Genomic DNA, 22,304 nt, shown 5'->3' with positions numbered 1-22,304 from the left:
GGCCCGCGCGGCGCGCGGTGCGTCCCCCCGCGGTCGCAGCACGACGGCGCCCGGCTGCGACCGTGGTCGTACGCGGTCTCGCGGAGGCGACGACTTGGCAAAGACGCGCGGTGCGGGGACGACTCGGGGACCTGGGTCGATACGGCTAGCATGGGGGAATGACCCACGTACTGCTGGCCGAGGACGACCCGGCGATTGCCGAGCCTTTGGCGCGAGCTCTCACACGTGAGGGTTACGACGTCGTGGTGCAAGGAACAGGTCAAGGGGCCGTTGACAACGCCGGGAACGCGGACATCGTGGTCCTCGACCTGGGCCTTCCGGACATGGACGGGCTGGACGTCGCGCGGGAGATCCGGGCCAAGGGGTTGAGCGTCCCGGTCCTGGTGCTCACGGCACGCGCTGACGAGGTCGACCTGGTGGTCGGCCTCGATGCTGGTGCGGACGACTACGTCACGAAGCCGTTCCGGCTGGCCGAGCTGCTTGCCCGGGTCCGGGCGCTGCTGCGCCGCACCCACGGCGAGACGACGGAGGACGAGGAGCTGCGCGCGCAGGACGTGCGCGTCGACGTCGCCGCGCACCGGGCGTTCCAGGGCGAGCGTGAGCTGCACCTGACGACCAAGGAGTTCGACCTGCTCAAGGTGCTCGTCGCCAACGCGGGCTCGGTCGTGCTGCGCGACACCCTCATGCGCGACGTCTGGGGCTCCGACCCGGTCGGCTCGACCAAGACGCTCGACATGCACGTCTCGTGGCTGCGCCGCAAGCTCGGCGACGACGCGAACTCCCCGCGGTACGTCTCGACCGTCCGGGGACTCGGCTTCCGGTTCGAGCTCGGCCAGAGCTGAGACGTGCGCCGCCGCGTCCTGCTGGCGACCATCTCCGCGGTCGCCGTCGCGGTGCTGCTGCTCGGCATCCCGCTGGGCTTCTTCGCGGGCCAGCTCGTCCTGAGCAGCGAGTCGCAGCGCATCAACGACCGCGGCGCCGTGCTCGCGAACGCCGTCGACCGGGCGATCGAGCGCGGCGAGCTGCCGACGGACGCGCTGCTCGACAGCGCGGTCGAGGGCCGCGCGGGCGACCTGCCGGCGCACATCACGATCAGCATGCCGGACGGCACGGTGATCGAGCGGGGCGAACCCGTCACCGGGCCGAAGATCGAGTGGGGCGCGACGACGCCCGCGCGGGCCGGCGTCGTCATGGTCGCGTCGGCCGTGGGCGCGTACGTCAAGGTCGCGCAGGCCGTGGTGCTCGTCGTGATCGCCGCGGTCGTCGCCGTCGCGGCCGGCGTCGCGGTCGCGGTGTGGCAGGCGAACCGCCTGTCCGCGCCGCTGGTCTACCTCGCGGCGTCGGCCGAGCAGCTCGGCTCGGGCCAGGTGCGCCCGCGGCTCGAGCCGTCGGGCGTGGAGGAGATCGACCTGGTCGCGGCCGAGCTGGCGCGCAGCGCCGACCGGCTCGCGGGGCGCCTCGCGGCCGAGCGGCAGTTCACGCAGGACGCCTCGCACCAGCTCCGCACGCCGCTCACCGCCCTGACGATGCGGCTCGAGGAGATCATGCTCTCCTCCCAGGACCCCGAGGTCGTCGAGGAGGCGCGCATCTCGCTCGAGCAGGTCGAGCGGCTCGTGAGCGTCGTCGACGACCTCCTCGCGGCGTCGCGCCGGGCCCAGGGCGGCACGACCGAGGCCGTCGACCTGTGGGACGTGCTGCACCAGCAGGAGGAGGAGTGGCAGCCCACGTTCGAGCGCGCGGGTCGCGACCTCGTGTTCGACGTCCCGCACGACCAGCGGGTCCTGGCCACCCCGGGCGCGCTCGCCCAGATCATCGCGACGCTGCTCGAGAACTCGCTCAAGTACGGCGCCGGGACGACGACGGTCCGCTCGCGCCCGTCGGGCACGACCGGCGCGGTCGCGATCGAGGTCTCCGACGAGGGGCCGGGGGTCTCCGACGAGATCGCGCCGCGGATCTTCGAGCGCGGCACGACGACGGGCGGCAGCACGGGCCTCGGGCTCGCGCTCGCGCGGGACCTCGCCGCGGCCGACGGCGGGCGCCTCGAGCTCGCGCAGCGCCGTCCGCCCGTGTTCGCGCTGTTCCTCGCGGGCGTGCCGAAGACGCTCGACCCGAAGGTCGTGCTCCCGCCGGGGACGACGATCTCGAGCCGCGGCCGCCGTCGCGGCTGGCTCCACCACGACTGAGCCCGACCGCAGCAGCGTTGTGGGCGTGATTTCTGGCCCTTTGTGTCCGGATCGTCCTGGTTCTCGACCCCAGAAATCACGCCCACAACGGAGGGGCGGGTGCAGTCAGGTGCGGGCGGCTCCGGTGAAGACGAACCGCCGATACATGACGTAGCGGAACACGGTCCCGAGCACGAGGCCGACGCCGTTGGCGGAGACGTTGTCGGCGAGCGGCGAGGTCAGCCCGAGCACGTAGTGCGAGACGGCGAGGCACCCGACCGCGATCGCCATGCCGCCGAGGTTGACGAGCACGAACAGGGTCAGCTCCCGGCCGCGCCTCCGGGTGCGCTGCCGCGCGAACGTCCAGTACCGGTTGCCGACCCAGGCCACGAGCGTCGCGACCGCGACCGACACCACCTTGGCCGTCAGCGGCTTCTCCCCGAGCAGCTCGCCGGGCCCGAAGCGCAGCAGGTTGAAGACGCCGATGTCGACGACGTAGGCGAGCAGCCCCACCGACCCGAACCGCGCGATCTCCGCGACCCGGTACCAGGGGGCGCGCAGCCGGGGGACAGCGGGGCGCGACATGCGCGCCAGCCTATCGGGGCGTCCGGTGCGGGAGCTCACGTCCCCGGCAGCCGCAGCGTGTGCACGGCCGCCTGGATGGCGGTCGCCGCGGCGCCGCGCGCCCAGGCGACGAAGCCGGAGTCGTCGACGTGCAGGGTCACGGGCGTCGCCTCGGGGTCGCGGTCGGCGTCGAGGCGCTCGCGTGCGACGTCGCCCACGACGTCCCACAGACCGATGCCCTCGCCCGAGAGCACGATCGTGTCGACGAGCGCCAGGTTGGCGATGTGGCCGAGCAGGCGGCCGAGCGCCCGCCCGGACGCCTCGGTCACCGCCGTCGCGGCGGGGTCGCCCGCGGCCGCGAGCCGCAGCACCTCGTCGTAGGTGATCTCGCGGCCGAGCGCGGCGCCGGCCGAGGCGGCGATGCTCGGCGCGGCGAGCATCGCCGTCGAGCACCCGGGGTGGCCGTCGGGGCAGCGCGGACCGTCGGGGTCGAGCGGCACGTGCCCGCCGAGCCCGAGCCCGGTGTCGGGGGTGACGATGACGCGGTCGGCGACCACGAGCCCGTAGCCGACGCCCGCCCCGATCGTCACGACGGCGAACGAGCTGACGTCGCGCGCCGGGCCGAACCACTGCTCGGCCGTCGTCAGCGCGGTGACGTCGTTCTCGACCGTCGTCGGCAGGCCGGTCTCGCCCTCGAGCAGGTCGGCGAGCAGGACGTCGCGCCACCCGAGGAACGGGGCGCGCGTGACGACGCGCCCGCCCTCGACGTTGCCGCCCACGCTCACCCCGAGCCCCGTGAGCGGCGCGTCGGACGCGCCGTCGGACACCGCGACCAGCTCGCGGACGAGCTGGGCCACGAGTCGCACGACCTCCTCCGGCGCGTGCCCGGGCAGGGCGCGCTCGGCGCTCGCGAGCGGCGTCGAGCGCAGGTCGGTCACGACGCCGAACGCCGCGTCGCCCGTGACCTTGACGCCGGCGAAACGTGCCGCGTCGACGCGCACGTCGAGCGGGCGGGTCGGGCGACCGGTGAGCCCGTGCTCGGCGGCCGACTCGACGAAGAGGCCGCGCTCGAGGAACGGCTTGCTCAGCCGGGTCAGGCTGGCCGGCGAGAGGTCGAGACGGCGGCCGAGCTCCGCCCGGGAGATCGGCCCGTGGACGAGGACGAGGCGCGCGAGCTCGCGCGACGTCGGGCCGAGCGTCGGGGACGTCGTCGTCGGTGGGGCGAGGGTCGGGCGGGGCACCGACCCATTGTCCCAGGGAGCTGCCGTTGACACCCTGTTATTTCCACGGTAGAAAAAACGCCATGCAGCACTCTGGCGTGCTCCACCTGCGCAACGGTGGCACCAGCGTCGTCCTCGACGCGCGCGACGTCCCGCTCCCGGCGATCGTCTGGTGGGGAGCCGACCTCGGCGACCTCGCCGACGCCGAGCTCGAGGACCTGGCCATGGCCGCCCGGCCGCAGCGTGTGTCCGGCGGCATCGACACCCCGACGGCGCTCGCGCTCCTGCCGCAGGAGGCGACCGGCTGGTTCGGCACCCCGGGCCTCGCCGGCCACCGCCCCGGCGGGCGCGGCTTCTCCGCCCTCCTGTGCACGCGCGACCTTGACGTCGCCGAGCACGCCGGGCAGCTCACCGGCGTCGTCGTGCGCGCCGCCGACGACGCGGCCGGTCTGGCCGCGGACCTCGAGGTCGAGGTCACCCCGGCCGGGCTCGTGCGCCAGCGCGTGACGCTGACCAACCTCGGCGACGAGCCGTTCGAGCTGCACGCGCTCGCGCCCGTGTTCCCCCTGCCCGCGGGCGCCGACGAGCTGCTCGACACCACGGGCCGGCACCTGCGCGAGCGCTCGCCGCAGCGGCACGCGTTCACCGTCGGCACGCACGTGCGCGAGAGCCGCCGCGGCCGCCCCGGCGCCGACGCGAGCCTGCTGCTCGTCGCCGGTCGTGCCGGGTTCGGCTTCGAGCGCGGCCTCGTCCACGGCGTGCACGTCGCGTGGAGCGGCAACCACCGCCTGCTCGCCGAGCGCACGCCCACGGCCGAGGCGTACCTGTCCGCCGGCGAGCTGCTCGCCCCCGGCGAGGTCACGCTCGCGCCCGGCGCGTCGTACCGGACGCCGTGGGCGATCGGCTCGTGGGGCGACGGGCTCGACGCGCTCGCGCGCCGCTTCCACGACGAGCTGCGCGCCCGCCCGCACCACCCGCACCGACCCCGCCCGGTCACGCTCAACACGTGGGAGGCCGTCTACTTCGACCAGAGCCTCGAGCGCCTCACCGCGCTCGCGGAGCGGGCCGCCGCCGTCGGGGTCGAGCGCTTCGTGCTCGACGACGGGTGGTTCCGCGGGCGCCGCGACGACACCGCGGGCCTGGGGGACTGGTACGTCGACGAGACCGTCTGGCCCGACGGCCTCGGCCCGTTGATCGACGTCGTACGCGGCCACGGCATGGAGTTCGGCCTGTGGGTCGAGCCCGAGATGGTCAACCCCGACTCCGACCTCGCCCGGGCTCACCCGGACTGGATCCTGCGCGGCCGCGCCGACCTGCCCGTGCCGGCGCGCCAGCAGCAGGTGCTCGACCTCTCGCGGCCCGACGTCCGGGCCTACCTGCTCGAGCGGCTCGACGCGCTGCTCACCGAGCACGACATCGCCTACCTCAAGTGGGACCACAACCGCGACCTGCTCGAGGCCGGGTCGGCCGAGGACGGCCGCGCCCGCGTGCACGAGAACGTCAAGGCGCTCTACGCGCTGCTCGCCGAGCTCAAGCGACGCCACCCGGGCCTGGAGATCGAGTCGTGCGCGTCGGGCGGCGCGCGCGTCGACCTCGGCATCCTCGAGCACACCGACCGCGTGTGGACCTCGGACACGCTCGACCCGGTCGAGCGCCTGCAGATCCAGCGGTACACCGGGCTGCTGGTGCCGCCCGAGCTCATGGGCGCGCACCTGACCACGCCGCACGTCCACTCGACGGGCCGCACGGTCGCGCTCGACCTGTCCGCCGGCGTCGCGCTGCCCGGCCACTTCGGCATCGAGTGGGACCTGACGACCCTCGACGACGCGGGCCTGGCCGACGTCGCGCAGTGGGTCGCGCTGCACAGGCGCTACCGCGACCTCCTGCACACCGGCGTCGTCGTCAACGCCGACACCCCGCCCGACCGGGACGTGCGCGGCGTCGTCGCGCGCGAGCGGGACCGGGCCGTGATCACGTACACCCAGGTGACGACGTCGGTCACGTACCCGCCCGGCCGCTTCACCGTGCCCGGTCTGGACCCCGAGCGCCGGTACGCGGTGCGGGTCGTGGCCGGCAGCGTCGCCGACGGGCCGGGACAGTCGCCGCTGCCCTGGACACAGCGCCCGGTCACGCTCACGGGCCGCCAGCTCGGCCTCGTCGGGCTCCAGGCGCCCGTGCTGCATCCCGGTCGGCTCGTCGTCCTCGAGCTGACCGCACAGTCCTAGACCCCTACGACGACCCGCACCAGCCCCACAGATCGACACCCGGCGCAAGGAGGCGCACATGCAGGTGCTCCCACCCCGACGACGACGGCGGGCGGCCGCGGCGGCCGCGGCCGTCACGCTCACGGTCACGCTCGGAGCCGCCCTCGCGGCGTGCTCGCCCGCCGACGCCGACGGCGTCGTCGAGCTCGACTTCTTCCAGTTCAAGGGCGAGGCGGTCGGCGCGTTCGACGAGATCATCGCCGAGTTCGAGGCGCAGAACCCCGGCATCCGCGTGGTCCAGAACGCGGCGCCCGACGCCGACACCGCGATCCGCACGCTGCTCGTCAAGGACAAGACGCCCGACGTCATCACGCTCAACGGCGCGCGGCCGTACGGCCAGCTCGCCGAGGCCGGGGTCTTCCACGACTTCAGCGGCGACCCGCTGCTCGAGCGGATCAACCCCGCCGTCCAGGAGGTGCTCGCCGACCTGGGGACGTACGAGGACGAGGTCAGCTCGCTCGGCTATGTGAGCAACGCGGACGGGATCATCTACAACCGCGAGATCTTCGCCGAGCACGGCCTCGAGCCGCCCACCACGTGGGACGAGCTCATCGAGGTCTGCGAGACGCTCGAGGCCGCCGGTGTCACGCCGTTCTACGGCACGCTCGCCGACGCCTGGACCACGCTGCCGGCGTTCAACGGCATCGGCGCCTATGCCGCCCAGGACGGGTTCTTCGAGCAGATGCGGGAGCAGGGCACCGACGTCGGGCCCGCCTCGCCCGTGTCGTTCGAGAAGGACTACGCGGAGACGATGGAGCGGCTCGCGCAGCTGTACTCGTACGCGCAGGACGGCTACCGCGGGCGGACGTACGACGACGGCAACGCGGCGTTCGCGGCGGGCGAGTCGGCCATGCTCCTGCAGGGCGTGTGGGCGCTCGCGCCGATCAAGGAGAACAACCCGGACATCGACGCCGGCGTCTTCCCCTACCCGACGGACGACCCTGACGAGCGTCTGCTCGTCTCGGGCGTCGACGTCACGATCGCGATCGGCCGCGACACGCCGCACCGGGAGGAGGCGCGGCGGTTCGTCGAGTTCCTCTTCTCGCAGCCGGTGATCGACCGGTTCGCGGCGTCGCAGAACATGTTCCCCTCCGTCGTCGACTCCGCCGGGACCGACGACCCGACCCTCCTCGAGCTCCAGCCCTGGTTCGACGAGGGGCGCATCACGGGCTTCATCGACCACCAGGTGCCGGCGAGCATCCCGCTCGACGCGACGCTGCAGCAGGCGATGTTCGACGGCGACCACGCCCGCGCGCTGCGGACCCTCGACAACGAGTGGCGCAAGGTCGCCGCCCGGACCGGAGAGTGAGGCGACCATGACCACCACGACCCACGCCCCCGTGCCGCCGGTGCCGGCGCCGCGCGCCGCGACCTCGACCGACGCCTCGCGCCGTGCCGCCCGCAACCGCCTGCGCCGGCCGTTCTACTGGATGGTGCTGCCGGCGGTCGCGCTCTTCGCCCTGTTCCACACGCTGCCCGTGCTCGTCGGCGTCTTCTTCAGCTTCACGGACTACGCCGGGTACGGCGCCTGGGAGTTCGTCGGGGCGCGGAACTACGTCAACCTGTTCCGCGACGACCGCGTGCTCGGCGCATACGGGTTCAGCTTCGGGTTCGCGCTCGTCGCGACCGTGCTGACGAACGTCATCTCGCTCGCGATCGCGCTCGCGCTGAACTCGCGCATCGTGGCGCGCAACACGTTCCGCGGCATCTTCTTCATGCCGTACGTGCTCGCGATCCTCGTGGTCGGGTACGTCTTCCAGTACCTGTTCGCGAACTCGCTGCCGAAGCTGCTGCCGAACGTTCCCGTCATCGGCGAGAACATCCTGTCGAGCCCCGACTGGGCGTGGGTCGCGATCGTGATCCTCGCCGTCTGGCAGGCCAGCGCGTTCGCGATCATCATCTACCTCGCCGGCCTGCAGACCATCCCGCCCGAGATCTACGAGGCCGCGTCGCTCGACGGCGCCTCGCCGTGGCGGCAGTTCACGCGCATCACCTTCCCGCTCATCAGCGCCTTCTTCACGATCAACATGGTGCTGAGCCTCAAGAACTTCCTGCAGGTCTTCGACCACGTCGTCGCCCTCACCAACGGCGGTCCGGGCACGTCGACCGAGTCGATCACGCTGCTCATCTACCGCGGCGGCTTCACCGGCGGCGAGTTCGCCTACCAGACCGCGAACGCGGTGGTCTTCGTCATCGTGATCACCGTGGTCTCGCTGCTGCAGCTCCGCTTCCTCCAGCGTCGAGAGGCCGACTTCTGATGCACACCGACACCCGCAGGATCAACTGGTGGGCCACCGCGTTCGTCGCGGTGTGCGCCCTGACCGTGCTCGTCCCCATCTACCTGGCAGTCGTCGTCGCGCTCAAGACGCCCGACCAGCTCTCCGGCACAGGCTTCGAGCTGCCCACCCAGGTGCGCTGGGAGAACTTCGCCGAGGCGTGGGAGCGCGCGAGCTTCCCGACGGCGCTGACCAACACCGTGCTCATCACGGTCGGCGCGCTCGTGCTCACGCTGCTCACCAACTCGATGGTCTCCTGGGCGATCGCGCGCAACCTGCACCGCCGCTTCTTCAAGGCCGTGTACTTCTACCTGCTCGCGGCGCTGTTCGTGCCGTTCCCCATCCTCATGCTGCCGCTGGTCAAGGAGACGGCCATCCTCGGCCTCGACAACCAGGTCGGCCTGATCGTGCTGTACACGGTGTTCGGGCTGAGCCTCAACGTCTTCGTCTACACCGCGTACATCCGCTCGATACCCGTCGAGCTCGAGGAAGCGGCGCGCGTCGACGGCGCCAGCACGTGGCGCGTCTTCTGGCAGGTCATCTTCCCGCTGCTCGCGCCGATGAACGCCACCGTCGGGATCCTGACGTGCGTGTGGGCCTGGAATGACTTCATCCTGCCCTTGGTGGTGCTCTCGGACCCCGCCGCCCGGACGATCCCGCTCGCGCAGTACATCTTCCAGGGACAGTTCAACACCGACTACACCGTCGCGTTCGCCTCCTACCTCATGGCGATGGCGCCGCTGCTCCTGGTGTACGTCTTCGCGCAGCGCTGGGTCATCTCGGGTGTCGTGCGCGGGTCCGTCAAGTAGACCGGAAAGGAAGCTCATGCCGCTCACGCCCGACAAGGACTGGTGGCGCCACGCCGTCGTCTACCAGGTCTACCCCCGCAGCTTCGCCGACAGCGACGGCGACGGGATCGGCGACCTGAAGGGCGTCACGTCGCGCGTCGACCACCTGCGCCGGCTCGGGGTGGATGCCGTCTGGCTCAGCCCGTTCTACCCGTCGGCGCTCGCCGACGGCGGGTACGACGTCGACGACTACCGCGACGTCGACCCGCGCCTGGGCACGCTCGACGACTTCGACGAGATGCTCGCGACGCTGCACGACGCCGACATCCGCGTCATCGTCGACATCGTGCCGAACCACACGTCCGACCGGCACGAGTGGTTCCGGCAGGCGCTCGCGGCCGGGCCGGGGTCGCCCGAGCGGGACCGGTACGTCTTCCGCGACGGGCTGGGGCCGAACAAGGAGCTGCCGCCGAGCGACTGGCAGTCCACGTTCGGCGGCTCGGCGTGGGAGCCGGTCGGCGACGGCCAGTGGTACCTGCACCTGTTCGCGGTCGAGCAGCCCGACCTCAACTGGGACAACCGCGAGGTGCGCGACGACTTCCTGCGCACGCTGCGGTTCTGGTCGGACCGCGGCGTCGACGGGTTCCGGGTCGACGTCGCGCACCACCTGGCCAAGGACCTGTCGACGGACCCGCTGCCGTCCGCGGCGGACCTGCCGATCCTCGACGAGGTCGACGACGGCACCCACCCGCTCGGGGACCGCGAGGAGCTCATGGACATCTACGCCGAGTGGCGCGGCGTCCTCGACTCTTACGACCCGCCGCGTGCCGCGGTCGCCGAGGCGTGGGTCGCGCCGTCGCGGCGGCACCGCTACGCCCTGCCGTCGGCGCTGGGGCAGGCGTTCAACTTCGACCTCCTGCGGGCCAACTTCGACGCGCGCGAGTTCCGCGAGATCATCGACCGGAACGTCGCGGCCACGCTCGAGACCGGCTCGTCGAACACCTGGGTGCTGTCGAACCACGACGTCGTGCGGCACCCGACCCGCTACGGCCTGCCCGACGACGGCAGCGGGCGCGGCGACGTCGGGCGCCGGTGGCTGCTCAGCGGGGGCACCGAGCCCGAGCTCGACGCCGTGCGCGGCCTGCGCCGGGCGCACGCCGTCACGATGCTCGTGCTCGCGCTGCCCGGCTCGGCCTACGTCTACCAGGGCGAGGAGCTCGGCCTGCCCGAGGTCGCGGAGATCCCCGACGCCGAGCGCCAGGACCCGACCTTCTTCCGCAGCCCGGGTCACGACGTCGGGCGCGACGGCTGCCGGGTGCCGCTGCCGTGGGTCGCCGACGCGCCGTCGTTCGGCTTCGGCCCGTCGCCGAGGTCGCACCTGCCGCAGCCGGAGTGGTGGGGCGAGCATGCCGTCGACCGGCAGGACGGCGTGCCGGGCTCGACGCTCGAGCTCTACCGCGCCGCCCTGCGCCTGCGGCGGGAGCTGCGCGGCCCCGAGGAGCTCACGTGGCTCGACGACGCGGCGGTCGCGGCCGCCGCGCCCGGCGGCACGGTGCTCGCGTTCGAGCGGCCCGGGGGATGGGTCAACGTCACCAACTTCGGCGCCGAGAAGGTCCCGCTGCCCGACGGCGAGGTGCTGCTCGCCAGCGGCGAGCTCGGCGACGGGGTCATCCCGGCCGAGACCACGGTCTGGCTCCGGCGCTGAGGGGCCGGGGCGGGTCGGTATCCTGGTCACCCGTGACCGATCGCGCCGCATCCTCCTCCTCGCAGCCCGCGGAGCAGCCCGCGAGGCAGCCCGTTGGCCCGCCCGTGGTCGCCGTCGTCGGCGGCGGCCAGCTCGCCCGCATGATGGCGCCGGCGGCCGCCGAGCTCGGCGTGCGGCTGCGCGTGCTCGTCGAGGACCCGACGACGTCGGCCGCGCAGGTCGTCACCGACGCGCCGGTCGGCGCGGCGTCGGACGAGGCGGCGATCCGCGACCTCATCGCGCCCTCCGACGGGCGCGCGCCGGCGTCCGTGCTCACGTTCGAGCACGAGCACGTCCCCAACACCCTGCTCACGGACCTCGTCGAGCACGGGACGCCCGTGCGTCCCGGCCCGCACGCGCTCGTGCAGGCGCAGGACAAGATCGTCATGCGCGAGCGCCTCACCGCGCTCGGCGTGCCGTGCCCGCGGTGGGCCGCGCTGCCGGCCGACCCTGCCGAGGGGCGCACGGCGCTCGAGGCGTTCCTCGCCGAGGCACCGGGCGGCGAGGCCGTCGTCAAGACGTCGCGCGGCGGGTACGACGGCAAGGGCGTCCGGGTCGTGTCCGCGCCCGAGCAGGTCGCCGACTGGTTCGACGCCGTCGCGGCCGGCGGCCCGCGACTGCTCGTCGAGGAGAAGGTGCCGTTCACGCGCGAGCTCGCCGCGCTCGTCGCGCGCCGCCCGTCGGGCGAGGTGCGCACGTGGCCCGTCGTCGAGTCGATCCAGCGCGACGGCGTGTGCTCCGAGGTGATCGCGCCCGCGCCGGACCTCGCGCCGAAGCTGGACGCCCGCGCGCGCGAGATCGCCGTGGCCGTCGCCGAGGGCCTCGACGTCACGGGCGTGCTCGCGGTCGAGCTGTTCGAGGTCGCCGGGCCCGACGGCGAGCCGCGGGTCCTCGTCAACGAGCTCGCGATGCGCCCGCACAACTCCGGGCACTGGACCATCGACGGTGCCGTCACGAGCCAGTTCGAGCAGCACCTGCGCGCGGTCCTCGACCTGCCGCTCGGTGACACCGCGCCGCGCGCGCCCTGGACCGTCATGGCCAACGTGCTCGGCTCGACGCTCGACGAGCTCACCGACGCGCTGCCCGAGCTCCTCGCGCGCTTCCCCGAGGCGCGCGTCAACCTGTACGGCAAGGGCGTCCGCCCCGGCCGCAAGCTGGGCCACGTCAACGTCAGCGGCACGGACCTCGCCGAGGTCCGCCGTCGGGCCGTGGCGGCCGCCGCGCTGCTGCGCGGCGAGAGCATCGAGGAGAGCTGATGAGCGAGCGCACCCCCGTCGTCGGGATCGTCATGGGGTCGGACTCCGACTGGCCCGTTATGGAGGGCGCGGCCGACGCGCTCGCCGAGCTCGACGTGCCCGTCGAGGTCGACGTCGTCTCGGCGCACCGCATGCCGACCGAGATGATCTCCTACGGCCAGACGGCGTCCGAGCGCGGGCTGCGCGTCATCATCGCCGGCGCCGGCGGGGCCGCCCACCTGCCCGGCATGTTCGCGGCCGTCACGCCGCTGCCCGTCATCGGCGTCCCCGTGCCGCTGCGGCACCTCGACGGCATGGACTCGCTGCTGTCGATCGTGCAGATGCCCGCGGGCGTGCCCGTCGCGACGGTGTCCATCGGCGGCGCGCGCAACGCCGGCCTGCTCGCGGCGCGGATCCTCGGCGCCGGGACCGACGCCGAGTCGCTGGCCCTGCGCGAGCGCATGGCCGCGTTCCAGGCCGAGCTCGGCGACGCCGCGCGGGCCAAGGGCGAGCGGCTGCGCGCGGCGCGTGCCGGTGCGAGCAGGACGGGCTTCTCGGCCTGAGGCGCATCACCCGGGCGGCGTGATCACCGGGGTGTCGCCGTCCCAGCGGAGCGGCAGGGTGTACATCTCGCGCTTGACGTACGCGCCGTCCCACGCGTGGAAGACGATGACGTCACCCTCGGGCGTGGTCACCACGTCCTGACCGCCCGGGCCCCGGTACAGCCCGTCCGTCGTCTCCGTCGACAGCACGGGCTCCGGGTCCTTCGTCCACGGCCCCTCGAGCGCGGGTGCCGTCGCGTGCCCGACGGCGTAGGTGTCGTCGCCGTAGAAGTTCGCCGAGTAGAGCGCGTGGTAGACGTCACCGCGCCGCAGGATCGTGGGGGCCTCGACCAGGTCGCCCTCCCACGGCTGGTCCTGCTTGAACAGCCGGACGGGCTCGCCTGATGGTGACCGAGTTCGGCGGGGTCACCTGGGCCCCGGACGCCGAGATCGACACGTGGGGGTACTCGGTCGCCTCGTCGGCCGACGACTTCGAGGCACGCGTGCGCGAGCTGTTCGAGGCCCTGTACGCCAGCCCCGCGCTCGCCGGCGTCTGCTACACGCAGCTCACCGACACGCTCCAGGAGGCGAACGGGCTCGTCGACGAGAACCGCAAGCCGAAACTCCCCGTCGAGGTCATCCGGTCGATCGTGCGCGGCGAGCGCCGGTCGCGCTGAGGGGCGCCGGGCGCGCCGAGGTCAGAGGCCGCCGACGGTGCTGCCCGGCTCGAACGCACCGTCGCGCAGGTCGGCCCAGAACTGGTCGATCTCGTCCTCGTCGAGCAGGACGGTCGAGCCGACCCCGGTGCCCGGGTCGTAGCCCGGGTTCGCGATGGGCGGCGTGCCCGTGACCCCCTCGGGACCGGTCGCCTTGCGGAACGCGAAGGCCAGGCGCCCGAGGTCGATGATGCCGGTGCGCTCGTCGACCACGAGGGCGTCCGTGCCGGCCTCGACGAGCTGCACCTGGTTCTGCGGCTGGATGAGGACGTCCCGGTCGGCCACCTTCTCGGCGACCGCCTGGATGACCTGGCGCTGCCGCTCCGCCCGGCCGATGTCGCCCTTGGGGTCCGCGTACCGCATGCGGGAGAACGCGACCGCGGTCGGGCCGTCGGCCGTCCGGCACCCGGCCTGCCAGACGAGGCCGCTGTTGGGGTCGTTCACGTCGTAGTCGAGGCACAGCTCCACGCCGTCGACCGCGTCGACGATCTCGGACACGCTGCCGAAGCCCACCTCCGCGTAGTGGTCGACCGTCAGCCCGCTGAGGTGCTCGACCGTCTCTACGAGGAGCGGCGCGCCGCCGAACGAGTACGCGGCGTTGATCTTGTTGGCGCCGTGGCCGGGGATCTCGACGTACGTGTCGCGGGGCAGGGAGATGAGAGCGGTGGGCCCGCTGCGCGGCTTGTGCAGCAGCATGATCGTGTCCGTGCGCGCACCCTCGGTCTCGTCCTCGACGCCGCCCGACCCGCGCGCGTCCGAGCCGGCGAGGAGGTACGTCGTGCCGGGTGTCCCGCGGGCCCCGGAGAGCGCCTCGACGTGCTGGATCTTGCCGTTCGCCCACACGAGCAGGCCCACGGGCCAGGCGAGCAGGAGCACGAGCAGGAGCGCGAGCGTCAGTCCGGCGACACGGCGCTTGCGAACGCGGAAGCCGCCGCCCGGCGCCGCCGCCGGGCGCCGGGCGGCGCCGGCCGGTGTCCCCGTGCGCAGCCGCCGTGCCGCCGCCGCCCGGTCGGGGGCCGGCCGCGGGGCCGACGCGGCGGCGACCGGACGGCCTCCTGCCCGCCGCGCCTGACCGGAGCCGGGCGGGAAGGACCGGGGCTGCTGCCCCCCGGCACCGGCTTCGTGGCGCTGGGGCGTGGCCGAGCGGCGCTGCGGCGTCACGGGGATCTCGCGGGAGGACTGCCGCCGGACGCGGGGCTCGACCGGCACGGCGTCGTCACGTCGCGGCACGCGACCGGAGCGCTCGGGACGGCCGGCGCCGCCCACGGCGATGGCGTCGGAGGCCGAGCCGGGCCGCCGGGAGCTGCCGCCCTGCGGCGTGAAGCTCGGAGGGATCTGGTGGTCGTCGCGCGTCATGGTCGTCGTCTCATCCCACCGTCGATCCGCACACGGCGGTCACGTCGGCGCTCGTGAACGCCTCCTTGCCCGCCTCGCGGGTGCGGGTGGGCGAGGGCTCGGGCGAGGCGGCGTCCGGCGCGGGCTCCGCCTCGGGCGCCTCCTCGGACGGCGCCGGCTCCTCGGGCGCCGCCGGCTGCTCGCCGGCGGTCCCCTCGCCGGCGCTCGTCGACGGGCTCGGGGAGGCCTCGGCCTCCGGCTGCGCGACGGCGTCGCTCAGGGGCCGGTCGTAGTTCATGTTGTCCCAGACGTCCGCCGCCTCGCTCGTCCACACCACGTTGGCCGGGTTGTCGGGGTCGTACTCGAACGGGACGGTCATGAACGCGATCGTGTCAGGGCGCACGTTGCGCACGGAGTACGCCAGACCGGCGAGTCCCTGGACGGAGGCGAAGTTCGAGCTCATCGTGAGGGACCCGGTGACCGCCCCGAGGAACTGGAGCAGCTGCGGCGAGTCGGTGAGCAGGTTCTGGTCGAGCACCGTGCGCGCGAGCGCGGCCATGAGCTCCTGCTGGCGGCCGATGCGGCCGATGTCCGAGCCGTCGCCCAGTCCGGCACCCGTCCGCGCGCGGGCGTACTTGAGCGCCGTCAGCCCGTCGAGCTCCTGGACGCCCGCCTCGAGCACGAGGTTGTCGGCCTTGCGGGACTCGATCCGCTGCGGGATGCATATCTCGACGCCGCCGATGGCGTCGATCATCTTCTGGAACCCCGCGAAGTCCACGACGACGAAGCCGTCCATCCGCACGTCGGTCAGGGTCTCGAGCGTCTTCATGACGCACAGGGCGCCGGACTCGACGTCGCCCCCCGTGTCGTACCCCGACGCGAAGGCCGCGTTGAACTTGGTCTTGTACAGGGGTGCGGTCTCGCCGCCGGACGACGTGGGGCACGAGGGGATGTCGACCGTCGAGTCGCGCGGCACCGACACGACCTCGACGCGCGACCGGTCCGCCGAGATGTGCAGGATCATCGTCGTGTCGGCGCGCGCGCCCTCGTTGCCGTCCGCGACCACGTCCGCGTTGACGCCCTCGCGCGAGTCGGAGCCCAGCACCAGGATGTTCAGGGGGACGCCCGCGTTCGGGTCGTCCGGGACCACCTTGTCGGGGCGGTCCTCGCCGAGCGCCTCCTCGGCGTCGACCGCGGTGATGTTGCCCGTGAGCGTCACGGCCGCCGTGGCGCCGCCGACGCCCACGAAGGCGAGGACGGCCGTCGCGGCCATGCCGACCGCACGCAGCGCGCCGTGACCCCGCAGGTTCCGGGCGTGCGCAGGACCCCGGGTGGGCTGGATCCTGGGCGCGGCGTGGCGGACGGGACGGCGAGTCACGGACAGAGAGCATAGGGGCTGCGTGTTACGCACCGGCGCGTGCGAAGGTCCGACCACGTAGAGGAAGTGTGAGGACCGGCGGGGGACCGCCCCGACGCGCCGACGGCGCCCACCGCGAGGTGCGGTGGACGCCGTCGTGAGGGTCGGCGGGGCGTGGTGCGACTACTGGCCCGACAGGGCGTACTTCGCCTCGACGGCCGCCTTGTGCGGACGCCACCAGTCCTCGTTCGCCCGGTACCAGTCCACCGTGGCCTGCAGGCCCTCGCGGAAGTCGGTGTACCGGGGCGTCCACCCCAGCTCCTCGCGCAGCTTCGACGCGTCGATGGCGTAGCGCATGTCGTGCCCGGGGCGGTCGTTGACGTGGTCGAAGTCGTCGGCCGGGCGGCCGAAGATCTCGAGCAGCGTCTGCACGACCTCGAGGTTGCTCTTCTCGCCGTCGGCGCCGATGAGGTACGTCTCGCCGATCCGGCCGCGCTCGACGATCGCCCAGACCGCGGTGTTGTGGTCCTCGACGTGGATCCAGTCGCGCACGTTGAGGCCGGCGCCGTAGAGACGCGGGCGGATGCCGTCGATGAGGTTGGTGATCTGGCGCGGGATGAACTTCTCGACGTGCTGGTACGGCCCGTAGTTGTTGGAGCAGTTCGAGATCGTCGCCTGCACGCCGAACGAGCGCACCCACGCGCGCACGAGCAGGTCCGAGCCCGCCTTGGTCGACGAGTACGGCGACGACGGGTTGTACGGCGTCGTCGGCGTGAACTTCGCCGGGTCGTCGAGCTCGAGGTCGCCGTAGACCTCGTCGGTCGAGATGTGGTGGAAGCGGACCTGGTGCTTGCGCACGGCCTCGAGCAGCGTGTAGGTGCCGACGAGGTTCGTCTGGACGAACGGCGACGGGTCGTCGAGCGAGTTGTCGTTGTGCGACTCGGCCGCGAAGTGCACCACGAGGTCGGAGTCGCCGACGAGCCGGTCGACGAGCTCCGCGTCGGTGATGCTGCCCTCGACGAGCTCGACCTTGTCCGCCACCGGGGCCAGGGAGGAGCGGTCGCCCGCGTAGGTCAGGGCGTCGAGCACCGTGACACGGACGTCGGGGCGCTCGCGCACGGTCTGCTGGACGAAGTTGGAACCGATGAAGCCGGCTCCACCGGTGACGAGAAGGCGCATGAGGTGGACTCCAGGTGTGGACGGGGGCGTGGCACAGCGTACCGAATCCGCCCGGTCCCACACCCACCCGGTAGGCTCGCTGTTCGCGCCAGCACAGTCGGTCCGTGAGGAGTCCCTGCGTGAGTCAGTACGAGACGGTCGTCGACATGTCGAACCGGAACTCGAGCCAGACCCTCGAGGTCGAGATGGTGGGCGAGGGCAAGACGGTGCTCGACGTCGGGTGCGCCTCGGGGTACCTCGCCGACGCGCTCAACGAGCGCGGGTGCACCGTCAGCGGCGTCGAGCGCGATCCCGCCGCGGCCGAGACGGCCCGTCCGAAGCTCGCCTCGCTCGTCGTCGGCGACGTCGAGGAGCTCGACTTCGCCGAGGCCTTCGAGGGCGCGACGTTCGACCGGATCGTGTTCGGCGACGTGCTCGAGCACCTGGTCGACCCGGCGCGCGTGCTGCGGTCGGCGCTCGACGTCCTGGCCGACGACGGCGAGGTGATCATCTCCGTCCCCAACGTCACGCACGGGTCGCTGCGCCTGGCGCTCCTGTCGGGGCGGTGGCGGTACACGGACGAGGGGCTCCTCGACCGCACGCACGTGCGCTTCTTCACGTGGAGCAGCCTGGTCGAGCTGGTGTCGGACGCCGGGCTGGTGGTGCGCGAGGCGTGGTCGACGAACCTCGACCCCCTGGGCACCGAGGTCGACGTCGACGGCGAGTCGGTGCCCCCGGGCGTCGTCGACTGGGTCCGTCACCAGCCCCGGGCGCTCGACTACCAGTTCGTGGTCCGGGCCTCGCGCGGGACCCCCGACGGCGAGGTCCCGGAGGTCCGTCCGGCCGTCCCGTACGGCGAGGCGCGCTTCGAGGACTCGTTCACCGAGCAGGCACGGGCCCTGGCCGAGGAGAAGCACCAGACCCTCGTGCTGCGCGACTACGTGCTCGGGCTCGAGGCCCAGGTGGCGAGGGCGGCCAAGGAGCTCGAGCGCGTCACGAGCGAGAGCGAGGCCGACCGCACGCGGCTCGAACGGCTCGTCGACGACCTCGTCAAGGAGCGCGACGCGATGCGCAAGTCGGTCACGTGGAAGGTCGGCCGGCTCCTCATGACGCCCGTCCGGCTCGCGAAGCGGGCGGTGGCCGAGTGACGGTCGCCGCCCCCCGGTTCTCGATCGTCACGCCGGTGTTCGACCCGCCGGCGCGGGCGCTCGAGGAGATGATCGACTCCGTCCGCTCCCAGACGTTCGGCGACTGGGAGCTGATCCTCGTCGACGACAGGTCGACCCAGGCGCACGTCCTGCCGATCCTGCGCGGGGCCGCGGAGGCCGACGCGCGGATCCGCGTGATCGAGCGCGCGGACAACGGCCACATCGTCCGGGCGTCGAACGACGGCATCGAGGCCGCGCGCGGGGAGTTCGTCGTCCTGGTGGACCACGACGACCTTCTCGTCGACGTCGCGCTCGAGCGGATGGCCGCCGCGATCGACGCGGAGCCGGAGGCGGACTACCTCTACTCCGACGAGGACAAGGTCGACGACGACGGCAACCTCTACGACCGCTTCCGCAAGCCGGACTGGTCGCCCGAGCGCCTGCGCGGGCAGATGTACACCAGTCACCTGTCGGTACTGAGGACGTCGCTGGTCCGCGAGGTCGGAGGCTTCCACGAGGGCTTCGACGGGTCGCAGGACCACGACCTCGTGCTGCGGGTCACCGAGCGGGCGCGCCGCGTCGTGCACGTCCCGGAGGTGCTCTACCACTGGCGCGTGGTGCCCGGGTCCGCGGCCGGGGACCCCGAGGCGAAGCCGTACGCCTGGACGGCCGGCAAGAACGCGGTCCAGGCGCACCTCGAGCGGTGCGGCATCGACGCGACCGCCGACTACGGGCCCGTGCCGGGCACGTACACGGTCGAGCGTCACGCGCGCCCCGACGGCCTGGTCAGCGTCATCATCCCGACGCGCGGCGGCGAGGGCATCGTCTGGGGCGAGCGGCGCGTCTTCGTGGTCGAGGCCGTGCGCAGCCTCCTGCGCCACGCGGGCGACGTCGACCTCGAGGTGGTCGTCGTGTACGACGGGGTCACCCCGCCCGCGGTGCTCGACGAGCTGCGGGCCGTCGCCGGCGAGAAGCTGCTCCTCGTCCGCTACGACAAGCCGTTCAACTACAGCGAGAAGTGCAACATCGGGGCCCTGCGGTCGCACGGCAGGTGGCTCGTGATGCTCAACGACGACGTCGAGGTCGTCACCCCGCGGTTCGTCCAGCGTCTCGTCGCCCCGCTCCTCGAGGAGGGCGTGGGCATGACCGGTGCGCGGCTGCTCTTCCCGGACGGGACCCTGCAGCACGCCGGCGTCGTGTACCGGCGCGGGGACCCGGGCCACGCCTACTACGGGGACTTCGACGACGAGCTCGGCGTGGCGAACGCGCTCGTGCTGGACCGCGAGTGCAGCGCCCTGACGGGGGCGTGCATGGCGATGTCCCGCAAGGTGTTCGACCAGGTCGGCGGGTTCTCCGAGCTCTTGCCCGTGAACTTCAACGACACCGACCTGTCGCTCAAGGTCGCGGCGTGCGGCCTGCGCCTCGTCTGGCTCCACGCCGCGAAGGCGTTCCACTTCGAGTCGAAGACCCGCGTCGCGGTCGTGCACGCCTGGGAGCACGAGCTGCTCAAGTCGCGCTGGCCGTCCCGCCCGCGCGACCCGTACATGCCGGCCGAGCGCGCCGTCTGACACGGGCAGGGGGCAACGGCCCCCTGCCCGCCAGCACTCTCAGAGGCGGACGAAGTCGGTCTCCGTCGAGAGGAAGCCCAGGGACCGGCCGTCCCCGCTCACGGTGAACGTCGCGGCGACCGGGACGTGGTGCAGCTCGCCGCCCTGGGCGTCGCGCAGCGACGCGCGCACGTGGTACTCGTCCTCGCCGAGGTGCAGGGACCGCAGGAAGAACGCGAAGTGCTGGACGCCGTCGAGCACGGGCAGTGGCGTGCCGAGCAGCTCGGTCGAGGTCGTGTAGACCGCCGACCCGAGCGACGTCGTCACGCCGATCTCGAGGACGCACCCCTCGAGCGGCTCGCCGTCGGTCTTGACCTCCATGGCGACGTGGAGGCCCTCGCCCGGGCGGAGCGTCGGGATCCCGGTCTCCCCGGACTCCGAGCGCAGGGAGATCCCGGTGAACTGGGAGCGGGTGCGGACCTCGGTGCTGGCGGCGAGGTGGCGCTCGCGCTCCTCGAGGCGCGCCTCCTCGAAGTCGGCTCGCAGCGTGCGCAGCGCCTCGCGGGGGCTGCCGTCGACGACGACCTTGCCCGACTCGAGCACGACCGCGCGGTCGCAGAACTCCGCGACCTGGTCGAGGCCGTGGGTGACGAGGACGATCGTGCGGCCCTCGGCCTGGAACTGGCGGATCCGCTCGAGGCACTTGCGCTGGAACGGCTCGTCGCCGACCGCGAGCACCTCGTCGACCAGGAGGATGTCCGGGTCCACGTGCACCGCGACGGCGAACGCGAGGCGGACGTACATGCCCGACGAGTAGAACTTGACCTGCGTGTCGATGAACTTCTCGATGCCCGAGAAGTCGACGATGGCGTCGAAGTAGCGGTCCGTCTGCTCGCGGCTGATCCCGAGGATCGCCGCGTTGAGGTAGACGTTCTCCCGGCCCGTGAGGTCGGGGTGGAAGCCCGCGCCCAGCTCCAGCAGGGCGGCGAGGCGCCCGCGGATCGACACCGTCCCCGTGTCGGGCTGCAGGATGCCGCCGATCATCTTGAGCAGCGTGCTCTTGCCCGACCCGTTCGGCCCGATGAGCCCGACGGTGCTCCCGGACCGGATCGACAGGTCGACCCCGCGGAGCGCCCAGAACTGCTCCTTGTGCTTCTGGGAGCGGCCGAAGTTGACGATGCGCTCCTTGAGGGACTTCTCCTTGCGGATCGTGAAGCGCTTGGAGAGGTTCTCGATCTCGACGACCGTGGTCATCACAGCTCCTGGGCGAAGTTGGACTGCAGGCGGGCGAAGACGCGCTGCGCCAACCAGAGGAGAAGGAGGCCGACGCCGAGGGCGACGCCGAGGCGTGCCGCCAGGTCGGGGACCGAGGGGAGCGCGTCGCCCGCGACCCAGAACGTCTCCTGGAAGCCGATGACCGCGAGCGTGACCGGGTTCGCGAGGTAGAGCTCCATGAGCATCTCCTGCGCGCCGGCGGTGAGACCCGACGACCCGAGCGCGTCGCGCACGAAGCTCCAGGCGTAGACGATCGGCGAGAGCCAGAAGAAGATCATGATGAAGATGTCGACCAGGTACTGCACGTCCCGCAGGTAGACGTTCACGGCGCTGAGGATCAGAGACAGGGCGACGGCGTACGTCACGAGGACGAGCAGGGCGAGGACGAAGTACCCCCACCGGGCGCCCAGGGGGAACTGTCCCGCCACGAGGGTCGCGGTGAGCAGGATCACGACCTGGATCATGAAGTTGAAGAACGCCGAGCCGACGGAGCTCAGCGGGAAGACCTCGCGCGGCAGGTACACCTTCTTCACCAGGCCGCTGTTGGCGACGACGGACCCCGTCCCGGAGACGAGCGCCTCCGAGTAGAAGCCCCACGCCGTGAGGCCCGCGTAGATGAAGATCGCGAACGCCGGGATGTGGCGAGCGGCACCGAGGAACTGACCGAGCGCGAGGTAGTAGATCGCCAGCATGGCGAGCGGGCGTCCGAGGCTCCACAGGAAGCCGAGGGCGCTGTCCTTGTAGCGCGCCTTGAGCTCACGACGGATCAGCATGTCCAGGAGCTCGCGCTGCCTGGCGAGGTCCTTGAGCGAGGCGACGGTCCCGCGGGCGAAGCCGGGGCGGGGGCCGGCCGCGCGCAGCGGCTCCGCCGCAAGGCGAGCCGCGCGGTCCGGTGTCTCGCTGGTCATGGCGTGATGCGATCCTCCACTCTGCCCACAACCGCGGGGATGGCGCGGCCGGGCGCGACGACTCT

General features: G+C 72.7%; 20 protein-coding genes. 12 read left to right on the top strand and 8 right to left on the bottom strand.

The genetic code is table 11. The features are described from left to right. Positions 1-158: 158 nt before the first annotated feature. The gene (locus ISOVA_RS12215) at positions 159-842 is read left to right on the top strand and encodes a response regulator transcription factor (protein ID WP_013839531.1); all 684 of its coding nucleotides are present in this window, start codon (positions 159-161) and stop codon (positions 840-842) included. A 3-nt stretch (positions 843-845) separates the two neighbouring features. Next, complete coding sequence (locus ISOVA_RS12210) at positions 846-2,183, top strand: ATP-binding protein (protein WP_013839530.1); 1,338 nt, start codon at positions 846-848, stop codon at positions 2,181-2,183. Positions 2,184-2,288: 105 nt separating this feature from the next. Here ISOVA_RS12210 and ISOVA_RS12205 read toward each other — a convergent pair whose 3' ends face one another. Continuing rightward, positions 2,289-2,747 carry a GtrA family protein gene (locus ISOVA_RS12205; RefSeq protein WP_013839529.1) on the bottom strand — a complete coding sequence of 153 codons (459 nt, stop codon included), beginning with the start codon at positions 2,745-2,747 and terminating at the stop codon, positions 2,289-2,291. Positions 2,748-2,782: 35 nt separating this feature from the next. Then, entirely contained in the window at positions 2,783-3,967 is a 1,185-nt protein-coding gene (locus ISOVA_RS12200; protein ID WP_013839528.1) for an ROK family transcriptional regulator, read from the bottom strand. 62 nt (positions 3,968-4,029) lie between these two features. Between ISOVA_RS12200 and ISOVA_RS12195 the strand changes: the two genes are divergently transcribed. The 7 genes from ISOVA_RS12195 to purE all read left to right on the top strand — a co-directional run bounded on the left by ISOVA_RS12195 (position 4,030) and on the right by purE (position 12,816). Then, positions 4,030-6,171, top strand: coding sequence for an alpha-galactosidase (locus ISOVA_RS12195; protein ID WP_013839527.1), 2,142 nt, complete (start codon positions 4,030-4,032; stop codon positions 6,169-6,171). 58 nt (positions 6,172-6,229) lie between these two features. Continuing rightward, on the top strand, positions 6,230-7,519 hold the full coding sequence (locus tag ISOVA_RS12190; RefSeq protein ID WP_013839526.1) for an ABC transporter substrate-binding protein: 1,290 nt from the start codon (positions 6,230-6,232) through the stop codon (positions 7,517-7,519). Positions 7,520-7,526: 7 nt separating this feature from the next. Beyond that, the gene (locus tag ISOVA_RS12185; RefSeq protein WP_013839525.1) at positions 7,527-8,468 is read left to right on the top strand and encodes a carbohydrate ABC transporter permease; all 942 of its coding nucleotides are present in this window, start codon (positions 7,527-7,529) and stop codon (positions 8,466-8,468) included. Further along, on the top strand, positions 8,468-9,295 hold the full coding sequence (locus ISOVA_RS12180; RefSeq protein WP_013839524.1) for a carbohydrate ABC transporter permease: 828 nt from the start codon (positions 8,468-8,470) through the stop codon (positions 9,293-9,295). Before ISOVA_RS12185 ends, ISOVA_RS12180 begins: the two co-directional genes overlap by 1 nt. A gap of 16 nt (positions 9,296-9,311) precedes the next feature. Continuing rightward, positions 9,312-10,979 carry a glycoside hydrolase family 13 protein gene (locus tag ISOVA_RS12175; protein WP_013839523.1) on the top strand — a complete coding sequence of 556 codons (1,668 nt, stop codon included), beginning with the start codon at positions 9,312-9,314 and terminating at the stop codon, positions 10,977-10,979. 104 nt (positions 10,980-11,083) lie between these two features. Beyond that, the gene (locus ISOVA_RS12170) at positions 11,084-12,274 is read left to right on the top strand and encodes a 5-(carboxyamino)imidazole ribonucleotide synthase (RefSeq protein ID WP_013839522.1); all 1,191 of its coding nucleotides are present in this window, start codon (positions 11,084-11,086) and stop codon (positions 12,272-12,274) included. Continuing rightward, on the top strand, positions 12,274-12,816 hold the full coding sequence (purE, locus tag ISOVA_RS12165) for a 5-(carboxyamino)imidazole ribonucleotide mutase (protein ID WP_013839521.1): 543 nt from the start codon (positions 12,274-12,276) through the stop codon (positions 12,814-12,816). Before ISOVA_RS12170 ends, purE begins: the two co-directional genes overlap by 1 nt. Positions 12,817-12,822: 6 nt before the next feature. Here purE and ISOVA_RS16165 read toward each other — a convergent pair whose 3' ends face one another. Then, complete coding sequence (locus ISOVA_RS16165; protein WP_233276020.1) at positions 12,823-13,149, bottom strand: family 43 glycosylhydrolase; 327 nt, start codon at positions 13,147-13,149, stop codon at positions 12,823-12,825. 50 nt (positions 13,150-13,199) lie between these two features. Between ISOVA_RS16165 and ISOVA_RS12155 the strand changes: the two genes are divergently transcribed. After that, positions 13,200-13,472 (top strand): hypothetical protein, encoded by a 273-nt coding sequence (locus ISOVA_RS12155; protein WP_049788342.1) that lies wholly within the window; start codon positions 13,200-13,202, stop codon positions 13,470-13,472. 21 nt (positions 13,473-13,493) lie between these two features. Here ISOVA_RS12155 and ISOVA_RS12150 read toward each other — a convergent pair whose 3' ends face one another. The 3 genes from ISOVA_RS12150 to rfbB form a co-directional block, all read right to left on the bottom strand. Beyond that, positions 13,494-14,867: an LCP family protein gene (locus ISOVA_RS12150; RefSeq protein WP_013839520.1), complete on the bottom strand. Its 1,374-nt coding sequence runs from the start codon at positions 14,865-14,867 to the stop codon at positions 13,494-13,496. Between the two features lie 10 nt (positions 14,868-14,877). Beyond that, a complete protein-coding gene (locus ISOVA_RS12145) occupies positions 14,878-16,224 on the bottom strand; it encodes an LCP family protein (protein ID WP_233275891.1) in 1,347 nt (448 codons plus the stop codon). Between the two features lie 162 nt (positions 16,225-16,386). Beyond that, on the bottom strand, positions 16,387-17,382 hold the full coding sequence (rfbB, locus tag ISOVA_RS12140) for a dTDP-glucose 4,6-dehydratase (protein ID WP_013839518.1): 996 nt from the start codon (positions 17,380-17,382) through the stop codon (positions 16,387-16,389). A 119-nt stretch (positions 17,383-17,501) separates the two neighbouring features. On the opposite strand from rfbB, the gene ISOVA_RS15645 reads away from it, so the two are divergent. Next, positions 17,502-18,509: a class I SAM-dependent methyltransferase gene (locus ISOVA_RS15645; protein ID WP_013839517.1), complete on the top strand. Its 1,008-nt coding sequence runs from the start codon at positions 17,502-17,504 to the stop codon at positions 18,507-18,509. After that, complete coding sequence (locus ISOVA_RS16830) at positions 18,506-20,077, top strand: glycosyltransferase family 2 protein (RefSeq protein ID WP_013839516.1); 1,572 nt, start codon at positions 18,506-18,508, stop codon at positions 20,075-20,077. Before ISOVA_RS15645 ends, ISOVA_RS16830 begins: the two co-directional genes overlap by 4 nt. Positions 20,078-20,116: 39 nt before the next feature. On the opposite strand, the gene ISOVA_RS12125 is transcribed toward ISOVA_RS16830, so the two are convergent. Together ISOVA_RS12125 and ISOVA_RS12120 are read right to left on the bottom strand one after the other, a co-directional pair. After that, positions 20,117-21,310 carry an ABC transporter ATP-binding protein gene (locus tag ISOVA_RS12125; protein ID WP_013839515.1) on the bottom strand — a complete coding sequence of 398 codons (1,194 nt, stop codon included), beginning with the start codon at positions 21,308-21,310 and terminating at the stop codon, positions 20,117-20,119. Beyond that, positions 21,310-22,239, bottom strand: coding sequence for an ABC transporter permease (locus ISOVA_RS12120; RefSeq protein WP_013839514.1), 930 nt, complete (start codon positions 22,237-22,239; stop codon positions 21,310-21,312). Before ISOVA_RS12120 ends, ISOVA_RS12125 begins: the two co-directional genes overlap by 1 nt. Positions 22,240-22,304 lie beyond the last annotated feature (65 nt).

This window comes from Isoptericola variabilis 225 (assembly GCF_000215105.1).
Taxonomy (GTDB): domain Bacteria; phylum Actinomycetota; class Actinomycetes; order Actinomycetales; family Cellulomonadaceae; genus Isoptericola; species Isoptericola variabilis_A.
This window is presented reverse-complemented; position numbering and strand designations above follow the sequence as displayed.